Source organism: Stenotrophomonas sp. pho (genome assembly GCF_006228405.1).
GTDB lineage: Bacteria > Pseudomonadota > Gammaproteobacteria > Xanthomonadales > Xanthomonadaceae > Stenotrophomonas > Stenotrophomonas sepilia.
The window spans coordinates 1100876-1118936 of the sequence record NZ_CP029759.1 but is presented as its reverse complement, the minus strand read 5'-3'; the positions used below and the strand labels follow the sequence as shown (position 1 = coordinate 1118936).

The following is an 18061-nucleotide window of genomic DNA, read 5'->3' as shown; positions in this document are numbered from 1 at the left end:
GCGTGGCGTGCAACGGCCGCGTTGCCGCCGGCCTCCCCGCGCCGGGATCAGGTTGTGATTTCGCCCTCGTCCTCGCCATCCCAGTAGTGGATGCGGCTGGCGCGCACATGGATCAGTACCAGTCCTGGTGTATCCACTCCCTGTTCGAACCACCGCTCCAGGTCCTTCACCCAGTGCTCGCGCATCGTGGCCCGATCGCGCACCAGCGCTGCCCTTCCCTGCACGTGCACGAACAGCGGCGGCTTGCCCAGCAGCGACTTGCTGCCGGAGAAACCCAGTGCGACGGCAGGGTCAGCCTCGATCTCGCGCACCATGTCGGTGTCTTCCATGGTGAAGAACCAGCTGTCACCGTCATAGTCCACGTCACCGTTGTTGCTCATGGGGCGACCGGCAATTTCTCCACCGGCGTGGGTCTGCAGCATCGTGAAATCGATGCCGGCCATTTTCTTGGCAAGTTCTGGGAGGGTGAGCTGGGTCACGGCGTGGTCCTTGATCGGAGGGACGCCCAGCGTCTGCGCAGAGCGGTGACCGGAAAGTGGATGAGCACTTGCGGCCTCTTCACGGGAAACGAGATACGGCGCATGGTCCGTGCGTGACGCACTCCACACCACCATACCCACGTTAAAAGCAGATGGAGGAACGCCCCTGCGAAGCACCACAGCCGGCTAACAGGGGGCTGCCGGAGAATCGCGCAACCCCGTGGCAATGGCAGCCGGCATCCGCGCGGCGACTCCTTCGCAACCGCATGGCCTCCACATGGATCTGTTCGCCTGGCTCGCGTTCGGCTGCTACCTGTTGGCGTTCTTCATTGTCTCGCTGTTTGCTGCAGCCTATCTGAAGCGCTCCGACTTCATGCCCTACCACGGGCAAGCCGTGGGCGTGCCGTGGGCGGAGATCGAACCGCGCATGCAGGTGCTGCTGATGGCGCTCATCCGCGTGGTCGGCGCCGGGTGGATCGCACTGGCCGGTGCCGGCGTGATGCTGGCCTGCCTGATCTTCTTCGGCGGTCACTTCGCACTGCCGCAGCTGCTGGCGTTCCAGCTGTTCTGCCTGGTCGCCACGCTGCCGCCGGTGCTGGTCGCCTCCGGTGTGCGGCGGCGTACCGGCGCACGTACACCGGTGCCCGCTGGCGCCGCGGTGGTGCTGCTGTCGGTCATCGGATTCGTGCTGGCCCTGTTGTCGCTACCGCAGTGAGTCCCCTTTCTCTCCCCTCCCCCCACGAGGCCCCACAATGAATCCCGAATCGATCTTCTACAGCGTGGTCAACGGTGATCTGCCCCCCTCCCAGGCCGGCACCCTGCTCGGCTGGCGCTTCGTTGGCTACGACGATGCATTGCGCCGCATCCAGGTCGAATTCGAAGCCGGCGCCGTGCTCACCAACCCAATGGGCAATGTGCAGGGCGGTTTCCTGTCAGCGATGCTGGACGACTGCATGGGGCCGGCGATCTACGCCACCCTGCCCGCCAACCGCATCGCGGTCACGGTGGAATCCAAGACCAGTTTCGTCAGCCCGGCGCGGCCTGGGCGGATCATCGGGTGGGGCGAGGTCGAGCACAGCAAGGGCAGCATCGCCTTCACCCGCGGCTGGCTGACCGACCCGGCCGGCAAGGTGCTGGCCACCGCCAGCGCCACGTTCCGGGTGGGTGCACTGCGCTGGCGTGGGCTCTCGGTGCCGCGTCCCATCGCGCGCCGGATGATCGCGCGCACGCTGCGCCGCGTGCATGCGCGGATCGGCTGATGGGTGCCGTCAACGTGCCTTGCGGCCGCCACCGGCCACGCGCACGCGGTCGCGCCCCTGTGCCTTGGCCTGGTACATGGCCGCATCGGCGGCACGCAACAGGGTGCGCCAGCCCAGCGCATCGGTGCCACCCGCGGCCACGCCGAAGCTGGCGGTGACCCGCAGCACGTTGCCACCGGCCAGTGCGATGTCCAGCTGCCGCAGTGCCATGCGCAGCGACTCGGCCAATTGGCGTCCGCCGGCCAGGTCGCCGTCGGCCAGCAGCACCAGGAACTCCTCGCCACCGTAGCGGGCGATGCTGTCGCTGCGGCGCAGGTGGCGCTGCAGCAGCTGCGCCACCTGCACCAGCACCTGGTCGCCCGCATCATGCCCATGGCCGTCGTTGATGGCCTTGAAGCGATCGACATCCAGCAGGATCACCACCGCACTGTTGCCGCCGTCGGCATGCCGCTGCTGTACCCTTTCTTCCAGCGCGCGCCGGTTCAACAACCCGGTCAGCTCATCGGTGCCGGCCAACTGGCGCAGCTCGCTGGTCAACGCCGAGCGCTCGCGCGACTTCTCGCGCAGCACTTCAATGGCATCGAACAGGCGCTGCATCTCGGCCAGCGGGTGGGTCACATGCTGCTCCGGGCCGGGCGCTTCCGAGGCGATCTGGATGACCTGCTTCTGCGCCTGCAGCAGTGGCCGCAGGATCTGCAGGTGAGCAATGCGCAGCGCCACGCCAAGCACCACCAGCGTGCCCAGCACCGTCGCCACCAGCACCACCAGGCGCGTCGCTTCGCGGTTACGGGTGCGCTCGAAGCGGGCGATGGACACGCTCAGGTAACCGTCGCGCAGCGCCTCCAGCGACTGCAGGGTCGGCACGTAGCGCGTGGTGAACTCGGCGGCGGTCCACGGCGGCGGCACGCCACGCCGGCCATCCTCGATCAGCTGTTCGATCATTGGCAGCGATTCGCCGAAGAACTGGCGGCGCGCCATATCCCAATGCCAGGACAGCGCCGGATCACTGCGGAACACCGCTTCATGGCTGCCTGCCAGCCGCCACAGCTCCAGCAGGCGGCCTTCGGTCTGCAATGCAGCCCGCACTTGTTCGTCACGCCAGGCCCCCGGCACCGCGACCGGCGCCATCACGTTCGAGGCCAGGCGGCCACCATGCTCGCGCAGGTCGATCAGCACCTGGCCCTGCATTGCCGGGATCGCCGCTTCGCGGTCGGCACTGACCAGCACGCCGATCTGCGTCGAGGTCAACACGTGCAGGCGATCGACCACGGCGAACATGCTGCTGATCGCGCGCTCCACGTCTTCCACCCGGCGCGCGTCGTGCGGCTGTGCCGCCACCTGGTCCACTGCGGCCCGCGCCGACTGCAGGCGACGTTGCACGTCGGCCAACAGCCCATGTTCGCCGACCACGCCGGGATCGGCCTTGAACACGGTGTCCAGTTGCAGCAGGGCGGTGTCGACCCGCTTGCGCGCAACCGCCAGCTGCGCAGTCAGCCGGGCCTGTTCGGCCGCATCGGCCGTATTGGCTCCCAGCAGGCTGTTGGCGGGGCCGCGCTCGGCCGACACCTGGTTGGCCAGGTCGAAGGTCTGCTGCAGCCGGCGCAGGCTGACCAGGTTGTCCTCGGCGGCGGTGAAGCGCAGCGTGCCCTGCACCAGTGCGATGGCCATCAGCGGCAGCGTACAGACTACGAACAGCCCGGCCAGGATCCAGACCCAGGTCCGCAATCCGATGGGCGACGCCTTGCGGGCCATGCACATTTCCCCTGTCGTGCGGAACACTGTAGCGGCCGCCTGCACAGGCGCCAAGCCGCTGACGGGCCAACCGTGGCCGTGGGTACACCGTGCGCGCCGCGAACGCACCGACAAGGCCGCGCGGACGCTCGAATCGGGACAAATACGTCATGCCCCGCCGCGTCAGATCCAGCGCTGGTCGACCAGTTCGCGCTTCACGTAGGCATAGAACACCGGCGCGGCGACCAGGCCCGGCAGGCCGAAGGCCGCCTCCATCACCAGCATGGCCAGCAGCAGCTCCCAGGCCCGCGCCTGGATTTCACCACCGACGATGCGTGCGTTGAGGAAGTACTCCAGCTTGTGGATCACGATCAGGTAAAGCAGCGCCGCCACCGCCACGTAGAACGAGACCGACAGCGCGACGATGGTGATGATGGTATTGGAGATGATGTTGCCCACCACCGGCAGCAGGCCGGCCAGGAAGGTGATCAGCACCAGGGTCTTGGACAGCGGCAGGTGCACGCCGAACAGCGGCAGCACGCCCAGCAGGAAGATCGCGGTGAACACGGTGTTCAGCAGCGAGATCTTCACCTGCGCGAACACCACCTGGCGGAACGCGGTGGCCAGGCGGCTGGTGCGCCCGATCAGCTCCTGCGCCAGCGGCCCCATCTTCGGCAGCGGCAGTTCGTCATACAGTGCGATCATCGCACCCAGCACCATGCCGATCAGCACGCGCACACCCACCTGGACCACCGAGGTACCGGCCACGCCCAGCTGGCGCTGATGCTCGGCGGCCCAGTCGTTCAGCGCCGCGCGCAGCGCCGGCATGTCCTCGGGGATGTAGGGTTGCAGCAGCGCCGGCACCTGGTGCCGCGAGGTGTTGAGGATCTCCATCAGGCGCGCCAGCAATGCGTCCGGGCCGCCGGTCTCGTTGCGGAAGAACGAGGCCACGCCGATCCCGGCCAGCACCAGCGCACTGATGATGATCGCCGACAGCACGATCACGGCGATCGCCCGTGCGCGTCCCGGCGGCAGCCTGCCTTCCACGGTGGAAGCCAGCAGGTGGGTCAGCTGGAACACCAGCAGGCCGGACAGAAGGGTGACCACCAGGCCCAGTTTCAGCGCCAGCCACATGCCCAGCAGCATCATCAGCCACGCCGCGATCCTTGGAATGGGGGGCTTGGGCTGGGCAACGAGAGCGTCTTGCATGGGAGCGCGTCCGGGCGGGGTGGCCCATGGTAGAGGATTGGCGTGCTGATTCCGCGTGCAGGATGAATGGGCATTTCATCCTCGTTCGGCGGCAGCCGTGCCGTCCCCACGCGCGCTCACTCGCCGCAGCTGGCGGTGTTCTTGCCCTGGCGCTTGGCGTGGTACAGCGCGCGGTCGGCCAGTGCCAACCAGTCCTCGACACTGCCGCCACGCGGCGTGGCCGCAATGCCGATACTGACGCTGAATTCCACACCCGGCGTGGCCTGCCGCGCGGCCTCGAGCAGGTGCAGGCGCACCCGCTCGGCCACGTGCATCGCGTCAACAGGCGTGCAGTCGCGCAGCAGCACGACGAACTCATCGCCCCCAGCCGCGCGGGCGTATCACCGGGCCGGGCAACGGTGCGCAATGTCGCCGCGATATGCCGCAGCACCTCGTCACCGGCGCGGTGGCCATGCGAGTCATTGATGCGCTTGAAGTCGTCCACATCGAGCATCAGCAGGCAGGCAAACCCGCCCTGGCCCTGTGCCCGGTCCAGCGCCTGCTGCGCACGCAGGATCAGGAAGCCACGGTTGGCCAGTTCGACCAGCGGGTCCATCCGGCTGAGACGCTGCAGCTGGCGGTTCTGCGATTTGACCCGGCGCGCCAGCTGCCAGCTGAGAATGCTCAGGCCGATGCCATACACGAACAGGAACGGGACACTCAGCACGATCGTGCGCTGCGAGGTGACCGGCTGGTAAGGGAAGCCGAGCGCCCACCAGGTGAGCGCGAAGCCCAGCATCAGGGCCAGCGTGGCGCGCATCGCCAGGCGAACGCCACCGGCAGCGATCTTGTCGGCCACCAGCAGTGCGGCGAACAGTGCACTGGGCACCGCGCTCAACGCCATGAAGGCGATCCAGCCACCACCGAAAAAGGAGTCGGCCACCATGCAGCGGAACTGGACGAGCGCGGGCTGGCCGGAGCGCTGGGTCAGCATCAATGCCAGCGCAGGCCACGCCAGCGCGTTGAGCAGCAGCAGGACCCATGCCAGCGGCCCATCGTGGCGCTCGAGGATGATCGAAGCGATGGGGATCGCCCCCAGCCCATTGCCGACGAAACGCATCCAGCCGATGCGACGTGCCGCGCCAATGCCTTCGACCGCGCCTTCCGCCGAATCGGTAAAGAATGGCATTGCCCCCCCTGCGCGATCACACCCGCTGCTACGGCCCTTGCCGGGCTGCCTGCGATGAGTCTGACAGCTTTGCGTCAATTCGGGATCAAGGTCGCGGGACGACGCGCGGGCCGGCCGCCCTGCTCCGGCTGCCCTGCCTCGCCTCCGCTACCGCCGAGGCGCCGCTGTCGAACCGCGCAGCATGAAGCTGAACTCCAGCGTCTGCTGAAGCGGTACATCGACCTGTTCAATGATGGCGAGCAGCAGGTTGACCGCGCGCTCGCCGATTTCACGCATCGGCTGCTGGATGGTCGTCAGCGGCGGGGTGAGGTAACGCGACGAGGCCAGGTCGTCGAAGCCGACGATGGAGAGCGCTTCCGGAACGCGGATGCCCCGGTCGCGACAGGCCGCCAGTGCCCCCAGTGCCATCTGGTCGCTGAAGCAGAACACCGCGGTCGGCACGGGCGTGCCGTCCAGCAGCGCCATCACCGCCGCATGCCCGGACTCAACGGAAAAGTCCCCGGGCACGATGCTCAGCTGGCGCAGGCGACCCCGCCTTGCCGGCGGCCCGGACCCCTTCCAGCCGCTGCTGGTGCAGGGGGTTGTCAGGTGGCCCGCCGACCACGGCGATCCGTTCGTGCCCCAGGCCGTACAGGTGCTCCATCACCGCGCGTGCGGCGGCCGCGTTGTCGATATGGACGCTGGGGATGCCCAGTGCGGGGTCGAACTCGCATCCATTGACCACCGGCGCAGCTGCGCCGCGCTGCTCGACGATCTCGCGCGCGGTCGGTGGCAGGCGATGGCCCAGCACGATCATGCCGTCTGCCTCGTTGCGCCGGAGCATCTGCGCGTAGCGCTCCTCACGATCGGGTTGATGCTGGGTATCGCCCAGCAGAACCGCGTAACCGACCGCCTGCGCGGCCTCCTCCGCACCCTGCAGGATCTGTGCGAAGAACGGATTGGCGATGTCCGGGACGGTGACCAGGATCTTGCCGCTGCGCTGGGTCTTGAGCGTGCGGGCCACCGTGTTGGGCACATAGCCCAATGCGGCGGCGGCCTGCTCGATGCGCGCACGGGTGGCCGGCAGCACCTTGTCCGGCCGGGAAAGCGCCCGTGACACCGTGCCTGCGGAGACGCCGACGTGCCTGGCGATGTCGTAGATGGTGGCCATGGCGTTAGTTCTCCTGTCCGCTGTGCAGTGCACAACAGGTCCTGCGTGCGCCCCTGCTAGGATAATGCAATCGATTGCATCGAGGGCGAATCACGTTGAAGACGCTCAAGGGTCCAGCGCTGTTCCTGGCGCAGTTCATCGGCGACACAGCTCCTTTTGATCGGCTGGACACGCTGGCCGGATGGGCCGCGGGTCTGGGCTATTCTGGCGTACAAGTTCCCACCTCCGCGCCCCACCTGTTCGATCTGGCCGCGGCGGCACGCAGCCAGGCGTACTGCGACGATGTTGCCGGCATGCTGGCCGGGCACGGCCTGCAGATCACCGAACTGTCGACCCACCTGCAGGGGCAGCTGGTCGCGGTCCATCCCGCCTACGACAGGCTGTTCGACGGATTCGCACCCGCCGACGTGCGCGGCAACCCGCCCGCGCGCCAGGCCTGGGCCGTGGAGCAGCTGCGGCTCGCCGCGCAGGCCAGCCAGCGCCTGGGGCTGACCGCGCACGCCACCTTCTCCGGTGCGCTGGCCTGGCCCTACTTCTATCCGTGGCCGCAGCGCCCGCCGGGCCTGGTGGAAGAAGCCTTCGCCGAACTGGGCCGTCGCTGGCGCCCGATCCTGGATGTGTTCGACGCCTGCGGCGTGGACCTGTGCTTCGAACTCCATCCCGGCGAGGACCTGCACGACGGCGCGACCTTCGAGCGCTTCCTCGATGAGGTCGACCATCATCCCCGCGCGAAGATCCTGTACGACCCCAGCCACCTGCTGCTACAGCAGATGGACTACCTCGGCTTCATCGACCGCTACCACGCCCGCATCGGCATCTTCCACGTCAAGGACGCGGAGTATCGCCCCAGCGCGCGCAGCGGCGTGTATGGCGGCTACCAGGACTGGATCGATCGTCCGGGCCGGTTCCGCTCACCCGGTGACGGCCAGATCGACTTCAAGGCGATCTTCTCGAAGTTCGCCCAGTACGACTTCCCCGGCTGGGCGGTGCTGGAATGGGAGTGCTGCCTGAAACACCCGGAGGCCGGCGCGCGCGAGGGTGCCGCCTTCATCCGCGATCACATCATCCATGTGACCGAACGCGCCTTCGACGACTTTGCCGGGAGCGACACGGACGCTGGATCACTGCGCCGCATGCTGGGAATCTGAGCCACGACCGCCCCGGGAGGGCAAGCCATGACGCACGCCATGTCGCGCCTGGGCGCGATGATGTTTCTGCAGTTCTTCATCTGGGGGGCGTGGTTCGTCACCCTGGGTACCTACCTGGTACAGGGCCCGCTGCAGGCCAGCGCAAGCCAGGTGGCAACGGCGTTCCTCAGCCAGTCCATCGGCGCCATCGTGGCGCCGTTCCTGGTCGGCCTGATCGCAGACCGCTACTTCGCGGCGCAGCGCATCCTGGCGATACTGCACCTGGCAGGCGCGGTGCTGATGTGGCTGGCGTCCACCGCCACCAGCTTCAGCATGTTCTCCGCCTGCGTGATGGGCTACATGCTGCTGTTCATGCCGACGCTGGCACTGGCCAACAGCGTCGCCATGCGGCACATGCAATCGCCGGAGAAGCAGTTCCCGCTGGTACGCGTGGCCGGCAGCATCGGCTGGATCATCGCCGGGGTGCTGATCGGCTGGCTGGGCTGGGAACAGGCGCACCGGCTTGAACTGACCTTCCGCATGGCCGCATTGGCATCGCTGGTGCTGGGCCTGTATGCGTTCACCCTGCCGCACACGCCGCCGCTGGCGCAGCAGCGCGATGCCGGGCTGGGACAGATCCTGGGGCTGGATTCATTGCGGTTGCTGAAGTCGCGCGCCTACCTGGTGTTCTTCCTGGCTTCCATCGCCATCTGCATCCCGCTGTCGTTCTACTACAACTTCACCAATCCGTATCTCAACGACCTCGGTGTGCACGGCGCCGCCGGACTGCAGTCGCTGGGCCAGGTCTCCGAAGTGCTGCTGATGCTGGCCATGCCGTTCCTGTTCGTGCGGCTGGGGGTGAAGACCATGCTGGCGGTCGGCATGGCGGCCTGGGTCGTGCGCTACGCGCTGTTCGCCTTCGGCGATGCGGGCAGTGGCTTCTCCCTGCTTGTGATCGGCATCGTACTGCATGGCATCTGCTACGACTTCTTCTTCGTCACCGGCCAGATCTACACCGATGCCCACGCCGGCCCCGCCGCGCGCAGCAGCGCGCAGGGCTTCATCACCCTGGCCACCTATGGCGTGGGCATGCTGATCGGCACCTTCCTGTCCGGCGCGGTGGTGGAGCACTTCACCACTGCAGCGGGCCCGGACTGGCAGCAGATCTGGTTGTTCCCGGCCGGCGTCGCACTGGTCGTGCTGATCGCCTTCCTGCTGCTGTTCCGCGACCGCCCGGTAGCTGCGGCCGCGTCGTCCACCCCTGAGGAGACCGGCCGATGCCCCGCTTGGAATCGCCATCATTGGTACCGGCATGATCGGTGCGGTGCATCGCCGCGCGGCACTGCTGGCTGGCGCCGAGGTGCGCGGCGTGGCCGCCTCGTCGCCGCAGCGCGCGCGCGAGGTGGCGCACGCGTGGAATGTCCCGCGCGCCTATCGCGATATCGAGGACGTCGTCGCTGATCCCCAGGTACAGGTCGTGCACATCTGCACGCCCAATCATCTGCACCGCACGATGGCGCAGGCCGCACTGGAAGCCGGCAAGCACGTGATCTGCGAGAAACCGTTGGCGACGACGCTGGACGATGCGCAGGCGCTGGCGGCGCTGGCCGCCTCGACCGGATTGATCGCCACCGTCCCCTTCGTCTACCGCTACCACCCGGTGGTCCGCGAGGCACGTGCACGCATCGCGCAGGGCGATCTGGGGCCACTGCACCTGATCCATGGCAGCTACCTGCAGGACTGGCTGCTGGACCCGGCCAGCAACAACTGGCGGGTTGACCCGGCACTGGGTGGTACATCGCGCGTGTTCGCTGACATCGGGTCGCATTGGTGCGACCTGGTTGAATGGGTCAGCGGCGAGTGCTTCGCCGAAGTGAACGCGGCGTTTGCCACGGTGATCGCCGAACGCAGCGCAACCACCTCCCAGAGCTTCAGCACGCCGGCGACAGACGGCGCAAAGCAAGCGGTCGAGAGCGAGGACGTGGCCGCAGCGATGTTCAGGACCGGCGCGGGCACGCTGGCGTCATTGACGGTCAGCCAGGTCTCGGCCGGACGCCACAACCGGCTCTGGTTCGAGATCGACGGCGCCAACGCCAGCGTGGCGTTCAACCAGGAGGATGCCGAGCGGCTGTGGATCGGCCTGCCCGAACAGCGCGAGGAAATCTTCGTGCGCGGCCCGGGCGCCGGCAGCGCCGAACAACGCCGGTTGTCGCCGCTGCCAGCGGGGCACGCGCAGGGCTACGGGCAGTGCTTCGAAGCGTTCGTGGCCGACACCTATCGCGCCATTGAAGGCGAGCGACCGCAGGGCCTGCCCACCTTCGAAGACGGCCTGCGCTCGGCGCGGATCGTTGATCGTGTCATTGCATCGGCCAGGTCACGCACCTGGACCACCATCGGTTGAATCCCGGGAGGATCTGTTGATGAACATCCCTGTCCGTAGAACTGCAACCCTCGTCCTGCTGCTGCTCGCAGTCCTGCCCGCCTTCGCAGGGAACACAGCCGGTGCGCAGAAGCCCATCGCCGTGCAGATGTACACGCTGCGCAACGCCGGCCCGCTTGACCAACAGCTGAAGATCGTCCACGACGCGGGCGTGCGTGCGGTGGAAACCGTCGGTACGCAGAATGCAAGCGCTGCGGAACTGAAACAGTTGCTGGACCGTTACTCGATCAAAGCGGTTTCGTCGCACGTTCAGCTGGCCGAGCTGCGCGACAACCTGGATGCCGTGGTGGCCTTCAACCGCTCGATTGGCAACAGCACGCTGGTGGTGCCCTACCTGGACCAGAAGGACCGCCCGCGCGATGCCGCCGGCTGGACCGCATTGGGACGGGAGCTGGGCCGGATTGCCAGGCAGGTGCGCGGCAGGGGGATGCAGCTGGCCTACCACAACCACGACTTCGAGCTGGTCGACTTCAATGGCAGAACCGGACTGGAGCTGCTGTTCGACGCCGCCGGTCCCGAGCTGCAGACCGAACTGGACCTGGCCTGGGTCGCGCGCGCGGGCCTGGACCCGGCCGTGATGCTTGGCAAGTTCCGCGGCCACGTATTTGCGGTACACGCCAAGGACAATGCGCCCAAGGGCCAGGCCGAAGACGAAGGTGGATTCGCTGCGGTCGGCCAGGGCGTGCTGGACTGGAACGCGATCCTGCCAGCCGCCGCCAACGCTGGCGTGCAGTGGTACATCGTCGAACACGACCAGCCACGCGACCCCGCCAAGGTCATCCAGGCCGGCGCGGACTACCTGCGTGAACACCTGACTACCAACCCGCCCACCCGCGCCGACCGCTGACGCATCAAGGAGCCCCACATGAAAATGATCCTGGCAGTGGCCGTGGCTCTGGGCGGCATGAACGTTGCGACGGCAGCGTGGGCCAAGGACGACCCGGCCGCGGGTGCGAAACTCTACGCCCAGCACTGCACTGCCTGCCACGGTGCTGAACGCACCGGTGTACCACCGACGTTCCCGGCGCTCACCGATGTCGGCAAGCGGCTGCAGCCCGCCCAGGTCAAGGACAGGATCAGGAAGGGCGGCGGCCTGATGCCACCCTTCCCGCAGCTGTCACAGCAGGAGATCGATGACATCGCCAGCTACCTGGCGAAGTAGCCGGTGAGCGCTACAGCTCGCGCACCCAGATGTTGCGGTAGCTGACCTTGGAGTCATGTTCCTGCAGATACAGCGGCGCGCACCCATGCGGTGCGTACGAAGGCGCACCGATGTATTCGGTCCTGCCCGCCAGCACGGTGTCGTCCTGTACCAGCACGCCGTTGTGCAGCACGGTGATCCGTGCGGGCGACGTCAGGCCGCCGCCCGGCGAGAAGCGCGGGGCCTTCCAGATGATGTCGTAGACCTGCCACTGGCCCGGTGCGCGCGAGGCGTTCACCCGTGGCATGGCCTGCTTGTAGATGGAACCCGCCTGGCCATTGGCATAGGTCGGGTTGTGGTAACTGTCGAGCACCTGCAGTTCATACAGTTCCTGCAGGAAGATCCCGCTGTTGCCCCGGTTCTGGCCGTCGAAGCCCTTCGTTTCGGTGGGCGTGCGCCACTCGACATGCAGCTGGACATCGCAGAAGCGTTGCCGGGTGCGGATGCCCTTGCTGCCCGGAACAACCGTCATGGCGCCATCGGCCACCTCCCAGGGCACGCGGCCACCCTGCTCCGCCTCCCACGCGGAGACATCCTTGCCATCGAACAGCACGATCGCATCGGACGGTGCCTTGCCAGGTGGCGTTGCCACGGTCGCGGGCACAGGGGTCCACACTTCCGTCTTCTTCGGGTCACGCACAGCGTCGGCATTATCCTGTGCGAACGCAGATGCAGCGGCCAGCAGGCCGGCGGTGATCAACGCAGGGCGGATCATCAGGTTGGTGTCCATCAGCTGGTCCCCCAGGCAGGTGTGCCGGGGACATAGGCGAGGTCACCGTCGTAGCGCCCCGGCACGGCGACGTACTGCAGCACCCCGGTCGCACCGACCTTGGAGGTGAAGAAGCCGAAGATGGCCAGCTGCTTGATCATCGTGAAGTAATGCGGCATGGCTTCGCCCTCTTCGGGCGTTCCGGTCTCGGTCACGTCTGCGTTGCGCGCCTTGGCTTCGGCATCCAGTGTACGCAGCAACCCGGTGCGCGCCTCCGGCGTGAGCGACACGAAGCGGCCACCGGCGCGCTTGTCGATGTCCGCCAGCCCGGCGCGGAACACCGCCTGCTGCCTGGCGGTGTAGCAGTCGCTGACGAACGTCGCCATGAACGCACCGGCGCCCGCGTCCTTCGCCCCGGGTGTCCGGGTCCGCGGCAGGATGGTTTCGGCAATCTCGTCCAGCGTGCCGATTTCGGCATCGGAGAACGCGGCCATCATCCCGGCCGCTGGTGCTTTGCCATGTACCAGCGCTGGCAGGCCAACCATCGCCGCACCGGTGGCGGCGACGATCATCTTCAGCAGTTCGCGGCGATCCATCACAGGTTCCCCGCTTTCAGTTCGCGTACCGCGTGGTCGGCCGCGCGCGCGGTCAGCGCCATGTAGGTCAGCGACGGATTCACGCAGGCGCTGGAGGTCATGCAGGCACCGTCGGTGACGTACACATTGGGCGCATCCCACACCTGGTTGTGCGCGTTCAACACCGAGCTCTTCCGGTCACGTCCCATACGCGCAGTCCCCATCTCATGGATGCCCTTGCCCGGGGCGTAGTCGTTGTCGTGCATCTTCACGTCCTTGACCCCGGCCGCCTCCAGCATCTCGGCGGCGTCAGCGGCCATGTCCTTGCGCATCGCCAGTTCGTTGGCACGCATGGCAACGTCCATCGCCAGCACCGGCAGCCCCCACTTGTCCTTGCGGTCGCGGTCCAGGCGGATCGTATTGTCGTGGTGCGGCAGCATTTCACCGAACCCGGTCATGCCGATGCGCCAGTCACCCGGCACGGTCAGCGCCTCCTTCAGGTCGGCACCGATGTTCAGCTCGGCGATCTCGCGCGACCAGCCGGTGCGGCTGGCACCGCCCTGGTAGCCGAATCCGCGCAGGTAGCCACGCTTGTCGGCGGCGACATTGCGGAACCGCGGAATGTAGAAGCCGCACGGACGGCGGCCGAAGTAGTACTTGTCTTCGTAGCCCTCGACCCGGCCCGAGGCGCCCGCACCGAAATGATGGTCCATCACGTTGTGCCCCAGCTCGCCCGACGAAGAACCCAGCCCCCCCTCCCAGACATCGGTGGCCGAGTTCATCAGCAGCCAGGTCGAGTTGAAGGACGATGCGTTGAGGAAGATGACCTTGGCCGTGTACTGATAGGTCTGCCCGGTCTCGGCGTCGATCACCTCCACGCCACGCGCGCGCTTGCGATCCTTGTCGTAGAGCACTTCCTTGACGATCGAGAACGGCCGCAGGGTCAGGTTGCCGGTCTTCATCGCCGCCGGCAGCGTCGCCGACTGGGTGGAGAAGTAGGCACCAAAGGGACAGCCCAGAATGCACTTGTTGCGATACTGGCAGTTCACGCGCCCCTGCTCGGGCATCGGCTGGGTGATGTTGGCAGTGCGCGAGTGGATCATGTGCCGCGTGCCACCAAAGGCCTTCTTGATCCGCGCGGCCACGTCCTTCTCGACGATGTTCAACGGGATCGGCGGCAGGAACTCACCATCCGGCAGCACGTCCAGTCCCTCGCGCGTGCCGGCGATGCCGGCGAACTTTTCCACATGGTCGTACCACGGCGCGATGTCGGCATAGCGGATCGGCCAGTCGGTGGCAATGCCATCCTTGAGGTTGGCTTCGAAGTCCAGGTCGGAAAACCGATAGCTCTGCCGGCCCCACATCAGCGAGCGCCCACCCACGTGGTAGCCACGGAACCAGTCGAAACGCTTGGTTTCGATGTAGGGTGAGTCCTGCTCGTTGGCCCACATTCCTTCCAGGTTCTCGGCGAGGCCGTAGTCGCGCATCAGCACCGGAAAAGCGGCCTTCATCGCCTGCGTCGGACGGTTGCGATGCGGGAAGTCCCACGCTTCCTTCATCGCATTGACGTAGTCCTTGACGTGCTCGATGTTGCGTCCTCGTTCCAGCATCAGGACCTTCAGGCCCTTCTCGGTCAGCTCTTTTGCCGCCCAACCGCCACTGATTCCCGAGCCAACAACGATGGCGTCGTAGTGATTATCTGCCATGGGTCTCTCACCTGGGTGGATATCGTTTCAGACGTCGCAGAGGCGGATCGCCTCGCGTAATGAAGCAACGGCATCGGGCGCGGCAGGCATGAACTCCTGCGCCAGATACCCCTTGAAACCGGTGTCGCGGATCGCGCGACAGATGGCCGGATAGTTCAGCTCCTGCCGGTCCCCGATCTCGTTCCGGCCGGGCACGCCTGCGGTGTGGTAATGCTTGAAGCAGGCGTGGTGTTTCCCGATGGTGGCGATGATGTCGCCTTCCATGATCTGCATGTGGTAGATGTCGTAGAGCAGGCCGAAGTTGTCCGAGCCGAGCCGCTGGCACAGCTCCACGCCCCAGGCAGAGTGGTCGCACAGGTAGTCGCGATGATCGACCCTGGAGTTCAGCAGTTCCATCACCAGCACCACACCGCGCTTCTCGGCATGCCCGAGGATGCGCTTGAGTCCTACCTCGGCATTGGCCATTCCGTCATGGGGATCCATGCCGTTGCGGTTGCCCGAGAAGCAGATGAGATTGCGATAGCCGGCATCGGCGACCAGGTCGATGTGCCGCGTGTAGCGCTCCACCAGCGGGTCGTGGAATTCGCGGCCGGCAAAGCCCTTGGTCAGGCCCAGCTCCGCGCCATTGCACATCGAGCTGTAGACGCCGTTCGCCTTCAGCGTGGGCCAGTCTTCCGGGCCGACCAGGTCGATGGCGGCGAAGCCGATGTCCTTCACCGTCGTGCAGAGCTGGGCGACCGACAGCTGCGGGAAGGTCCAACGCGCCACGGAGTGCTTCAGGTTGCCCTTGAGCGCTGCGGTGGCGGCGAATGCAGGCAACGCTCCCGCAGTACCCAGGGCTACGCCTCCAGCAACCGCCATGCGCAACGCATCACGCCGCGTGAGGCCCGTCGCCGGAGCCGGTCTGATCGAATGGATGGACATCCACCTGCCGGCCTCCCAACCGGTATCAAACGCAACGATTCACAGCAATGCAATCGATTGCACCATAGGGGAGGAAATTGCATGCTTGCAAGTTGCGGTGCACGAAAATTCAATGCTGCGGGGCACAACTCCGCAGGAATCGCGGACAAAGAAAAGCCCCGCATGAGCGGGGCTTTCTTTTCTGCTGCGCGCAAGCGGTCGATCAGAACGGAATATCGTCGTCAGCAAAGTCGTCCATCGGCGGCGCCTGCTGCGGCTGCGGGCGCTGGTTGCCACCCTGGTTGCCGTAACCGCCACCCTGGTTGCCGCCCTGGTTGCCATAGCCCCCGCCCTGGCCACCACGCTGGCCACCGCCACCGCCGCCGTACTCCTGGCGCGGCGCCTGCTGGCGCTGCGGACGATCGCCGCCGTAGTTGCCGCCACCACCGCCGCCGCCTTCACCGCGGCCGCCCAGCATCTGCATTTCATCGGCGATGATATCGGTGGAGTACTTCTCCACGCCGTCCTGGCCGGTGTACTTGTCGTAACGCAGGCTGCCTTCGACGTAGACCGAGCTGCCCTTGCGCAGGTATTCGCCGGCGATCTCGCCGAGCTTGCCGAAGAACACCACACGATGCCATTCGGTGCGCTCCTGCTGGTTGCCGTCCTTGTCCTTGCGGACGCTGGTGGTGGCCAGGCTGATGCGGGTGATCGCCATGCCGCCCTGGGTGTACTTCACGTCCGGGTCGTTGCCGAGATTGCCGACCAGGATGACTTTGTTGATGCCGCGCGCCATAGGTACCTTCGTCCGTTGTCCAGGGGCAGACCGCCAGTGATAGCACAGCCCCGGGCGGGGTGCAGTACGCTGGGCCGCCCCTGGTGAAATTTGGGGGAATGCGAGAACGACGCATCTTACCATTGCCGCCGCCGTCCGCCCGGTCAGGAGACCCCGACCGCACCGAAGGATCAGGCTGATTTCCTTGTCCGGCAATGACTTACCTTCGCCCCGACCGACGTCCAGAGAGGCATTCGCGTCTGCGCATGGCATCATGCCCGGGCACCTTCCACCTGCCCGCTCCGCCCGCCCATGACGATCAAAGGCAAAGCCACCTCCCTCGACATCGCCCACCTGGCCGGGGTCTCCCAGCCGACCGTGTCGCGGGCCCTGCGCGGCAGCCCGATGGTCAACGCCGAGACCCGCGAGCGCATCCTGCGCATCGCCCGCGAGCTGAACTACAAGGTCGACAAGAACGCCTCCAGCCTGCGCCTGCGCAATGCCGGCACGCTGGCCCTGCTGTTCTTCGAGGACCCGACCAACGACGATTCGCTGATCAACCCGTTCTTCCATTCGATGCTGGGCTCGATCACCCGCGCCTGCGCCCTGCACGGGCAGGACCTGCTGGTGTCGTTCCAGCAGCTGTCCACCGACTGGCAGGCCGATTACGAAGACAGCAACAAGGCCGACGGCATCATCCTGCTCGGCTACGGCGACTACCACGAATCGCGCGACCGCCTGCAGCGGCTGGTTGAACAGGGCACGCACTTCGTGCGCTGGGGCGCCGCCCTGCCCGGCCAGCCCGGTGTCTCGATCGGCAGCGACAACTTCCAGGGCGGGCATGACATCACCACCCACCTGTTGCTGCAGGGCTGCCAACGCATCGCTTTCCTCGGCCATGCCTCCAGCCATTACCCCGAATTCCAGGAGCGCTACCGCGGCCATGTCGCGGCGCTGCAGGACCACGGCCTGGCCGCCGAACCGGCGCTGCAGCACGATGCGATCACCACCGAGGCCTCCGGCCAGGAGGCCTGCCAGGCGCTGCTGGCGCGCGGCGAGCCGATCGACGCGATCTGCGCCGCCAGCGACCTGATCGCCATCGGTGCGATGCGCGCCCTGCGCGAGGCCGGACTGCGGGTGCCGCAGGACGTGGCGGTGACCGGCTTCGACGATATCCCGCTGGCCGCCTCGGTGTCCCCGGCGCTGACCACGGTGCAGCAGGACACCAAGCAGGCCGGGCAGCTGCTGGTGGAGCGCCTGCTGACGCTGATCGGCCGGCAGCCGGTGGACAGCCAGAGCATCCCGGTGAAGCTGGTCGTGCGCGAATCATCCCTGCGCGGGTAGGCGCCGCTGGGCCGGCGCTCCGGCCAACGCACGATGGCGGGATTCTCCCCCATGACCAACGGCGGATGACGCCTGCCTGCTCGTAAGCGATAAACACGACGCACGTGTGGCATATCGGTGGCACCCCTCCTGAACTGCCAGCTGGTGGTCGAACGGGAGCCCATCGCATGCGATCCGGTGTTGCAGCCCTGCGCCTGCAGGACATCCGCGAAGATCGGTGATCTCTGGGACATGTCCTATAGGACGTTGCAGCTGCACGTCCCAGAGTTTCAGCCTTCAAGGCCG

Annotated in this window: 15 protein-coding genes and 3 pseudogenes; 8 read left to right on the top strand and 10 right to left on the bottom strand. The window is 66.7% G+C overall.

Features of this window, described 5'->3' with window-relative positions:
* Positions 1-47: 47 nt before the first annotated feature.
* Positions 48-479, bottom strand: a complete 432-nt coding sequence (locus tag DL544_RS05230) for a pyridoxamine 5'-phosphate oxidase family protein (RefSeq protein WP_139726808.1) — start codon at positions 477-479, stop codon at positions 48-50.
* 277 nt (positions 480-756) lie between these two features.
* Here DL544_RS05230 and DL544_RS05225 point away from each other — a divergent pair, with 277 nt between their 5' ends.
* Positions 757-1194, top strand: coding sequence for a hypothetical protein (locus DL544_RS05225; RefSeq protein ID WP_065178144.1), 438 nt, complete (start codon positions 757-759; stop codon positions 1192-1194).
* Between the two features lie 37 nt (positions 1195-1231).
* Positions 1232-1738, top strand: coding sequence for a PaaI family thioesterase (locus tag DL544_RS05220; RefSeq protein ID WP_065178145.1), 507 nt, complete (start codon positions 1232-1234; stop codon positions 1736-1738).
* 9 nt (positions 1739-1747) lie between these two features.
* Here the strand turns inward: DL544_RS05220 and DL544_RS05215 are convergent, their stop codons facing one another.
* The 4 genes and pseudogenes from DL544_RS05215 to DL544_RS05200 form a co-directional block, all read right to left on the bottom strand.
* A complete protein-coding gene (locus DL544_RS05215) occupies positions 1748-3490 on the bottom strand; it encodes a GGDEF domain-containing protein (RefSeq protein WP_065178164.1) in 1743 nt (580 codons plus the stop codon).
* Positions 3491-3652: 162 nt separating this feature from the next.
* The gene (locus DL544_RS05210; protein ID WP_072168658.1) at positions 3653-4678 is read right to left on the bottom strand and encodes an AI-2E family transporter; all 1026 of its coding nucleotides are present in this window, start codon (positions 4676-4678) and stop codon (positions 3653-3655) included.
* Between the two features lie 116 nt (positions 4679-4794).
* Positions 4795-5846 (bottom strand): annotated as a pseudogene (locus tag DL544_RS05205) (sensor domain-containing diguanylate cyclase).
* Between the two features lie 147 nt (positions 5847-5993).
* A pseudogene (locus tag DL544_RS05200) lies at positions 5994-6996 on the bottom strand (LacI family DNA-binding transcriptional regulator).
* 95 nt (positions 6997-7091) lie between these two features.
* Here DL544_RS05200 and DL544_RS05195 point away from each other — a divergent pair.
* From DL544_RS05195 to DL544_RS05175, 5 genes and pseudogenes are all read left to right on the top strand, one after another.
* The gene (locus tag DL544_RS05195) at positions 7092-8144 is read left to right on the top strand and encodes a sugar phosphate isomerase/epimerase family protein (protein ID WP_139726807.1); all 1053 of its coding nucleotides are present in this window, start codon (positions 7092-7094) and stop codon (positions 8142-8144) included.
* Positions 8145-8171: 27 nt separating this feature from the next.
* Positions 8172-9386, top strand: a pseudogene (locus tag DL544_RS05190) (nucleoside permease); the annotation flags it as partial.
* A 49-nt stretch (positions 9387-9435) separates the two neighbouring features.
* Complete coding sequence (locus DL544_RS05185; RefSeq protein ID WP_219997155.1) at positions 9436-10524, top strand: Gfo/Idh/MocA family protein; 1089 nt, start codon at positions 9436-9438, stop codon at positions 10522-10524.
* Between the two features lie 19 nt (positions 10525-10543).
* A complete protein-coding gene (locus tag DL544_RS05180; RefSeq protein WP_065178151.1) occupies positions 10544-11410 on the top strand; it encodes a sugar phosphate isomerase/epimerase family protein in 867 nt (288 codons plus the stop codon).
* Between the two features lie 18 nt (positions 11411-11428).
* Entirely contained in the window at positions 11429-11725 is a 297-nt protein-coding gene (locus DL544_RS05175; protein WP_005415640.1) for a c-type cytochrome, read from the top strand.
* 10 nt (positions 11726-11735) lie between these two features.
* Here the strand turns inward: DL544_RS05175 and DL544_RS05170 are convergent, their stop codons facing one another.
* The 5 genes from DL544_RS05170 to DL544_RS05150 form a co-directional block, all read right to left on the bottom strand.
* Positions 11736-12494, bottom strand: a complete 759-nt coding sequence (locus tag DL544_RS05170) for a 3-keto-disaccharide hydrolase (protein WP_065178152.1) — start codon at positions 12492-12494, stop codon at positions 11736-11738.
* Positions 12494-13069 (bottom strand): gluconate 2-dehydrogenase subunit 3 family protein, encoded by a 576-nt coding sequence (locus tag DL544_RS05165; protein WP_005415638.1) that lies wholly within the window; start codon positions 13067-13069, stop codon positions 12494-12496. The genes DL544_RS05170 and DL544_RS05165 overlap by 1 nt, the downstream gene beginning before the upstream one ends.
* On the bottom strand, positions 13069-14754 hold the full coding sequence (locus tag DL544_RS05160; protein WP_065196569.1) for a GMC oxidoreductase: 1686 nt from the start codon (positions 14752-14754) through the stop codon (positions 13069-13071). Before DL544_RS05160 ends, DL544_RS05165 begins: the two co-directional genes overlap by 1 nt.
* A gap of 27 nt (positions 14755-14781) precedes the next feature.
* Positions 14782-15678 carry a hydroxypyruvate isomerase family protein gene (locus tag DL544_RS05155; RefSeq protein ID WP_139726805.1) on the bottom strand — a complete coding sequence of 299 codons (897 nt, stop codon included), beginning with the start codon at positions 15676-15678 and terminating at the stop codon, positions 14782-14784.
* A 202-nt stretch (positions 15679-15880) separates the two neighbouring features.
* The gene (locus DL544_RS05150; protein ID WP_043034165.1) at positions 15881-16453 is read right to left on the bottom strand and encodes a single-stranded DNA-binding protein; all 573 of its coding nucleotides are present in this window, start codon (positions 16451-16453) and stop codon (positions 15881-15883) included.
* A gap of 291 nt (positions 16454-16744) precedes the next feature.
* On the opposite strand from DL544_RS05150, the gene DL544_RS05145 reads away from it, so the two are divergent.
* Positions 16745-17776, top strand: coding sequence for a LacI family DNA-binding transcriptional regulator (locus tag DL544_RS05145; protein ID WP_005415628.1), 1032 nt, complete (start codon positions 16745-16747; stop codon positions 17774-17776).
* The last annotated feature ends 285 nt before the right edge of the window (positions 17777-18061 follow it).

Excerpts from the sequence above, each read along its gene's own strand:
- DL544_RS05165 (WP_005415638.1), bottom strand. The coding sequence starts at position 13,069 with ATGGATCGCCGCGAACTGCTGAAGATGATCGTCGCCGCCACCGGTGCG.
- DL544_RS05180 (WP_065178151.1), top strand. The coding sequence starts at position 10,544 with ATGAACATCCCTGTCCGTAGAACTGCAACCCTCGTCCTGCTGCTGCTC.
- DL544_RS05170 (WP_065178152.1), bottom strand. The coding sequence starts at position 12,494 with ATGGACACCAACCTGATGATCCGCCCTGCGTTGATCACCGCCGGCCTG.
- DL544_RS05185 (WP_219997155.1), top strand. The coding sequence starts at position 9,436 with ATGATCGGTGCGGTGCATCGCCGCGCGGCACTGCTGGCTGGCGCCGAG.
- DL544_RS05175 (WP_005415640.1), top strand. The coding sequence starts at position 11,429 with ATGAAAATGATCCTGGCAGTGGCCGTGGCTCTGGGCGGCATGAACGTT.
- DL544_RS05150 (WP_043034165.1), bottom strand. The coding sequence starts at position 16,453 with ATGGCGCGCGGCATCAACAAAGTCATCCTGGTCGGCAATCTCGGCAAC.
- DL544_RS05225 (WP_065178144.1), top strand. The coding sequence starts at position 757 with ATGGATCTGTTCGCCTGGCTCGCGTTCGGCTGCTACCTGTTGGCGTTC.
- DL544_RS05210 (WP_072168658.1), bottom strand. The coding sequence starts at position 4,678 with ATGCAAGACGCTCTCGTTGCCCAGCCCAAGCCCCCCATTCCAAGGATC.
- DL544_RS05145 (WP_005415628.1), top strand. The coding sequence starts at position 16,745 with ATGACGATCAAAGGCAAAGCCACCTCCCTCGACATCGCCCACCTGGCC.
- DL544_RS05220 (WP_065178145.1), top strand. The coding sequence starts at position 1,232 with ATGAATCCCGAATCGATCTTCTACAGCGTGGTCAACGGTGATCTGCCC.
- DL544_RS05215 (WP_065178164.1), bottom strand. The coding sequence starts at position 3,490 with ATGGCCCGCAAGGCGTCGCCCATCGGATTGCGGACCTGGGTCTGGATC.
- DL544_RS05160 (WP_065196569.1), bottom strand. The coding sequence starts at position 14,754 with ATGGCAGATAATCACTACGACGCCATCGTTGTTGGCTCGGGAATCAGT.
- DL544_RS05155 (WP_139726805.1), bottom strand. The coding sequence starts at position 15,678 with ATGTCCATCCATTCGATCAGACCGGCTCCGGCGACGGGCCTCACGCGG.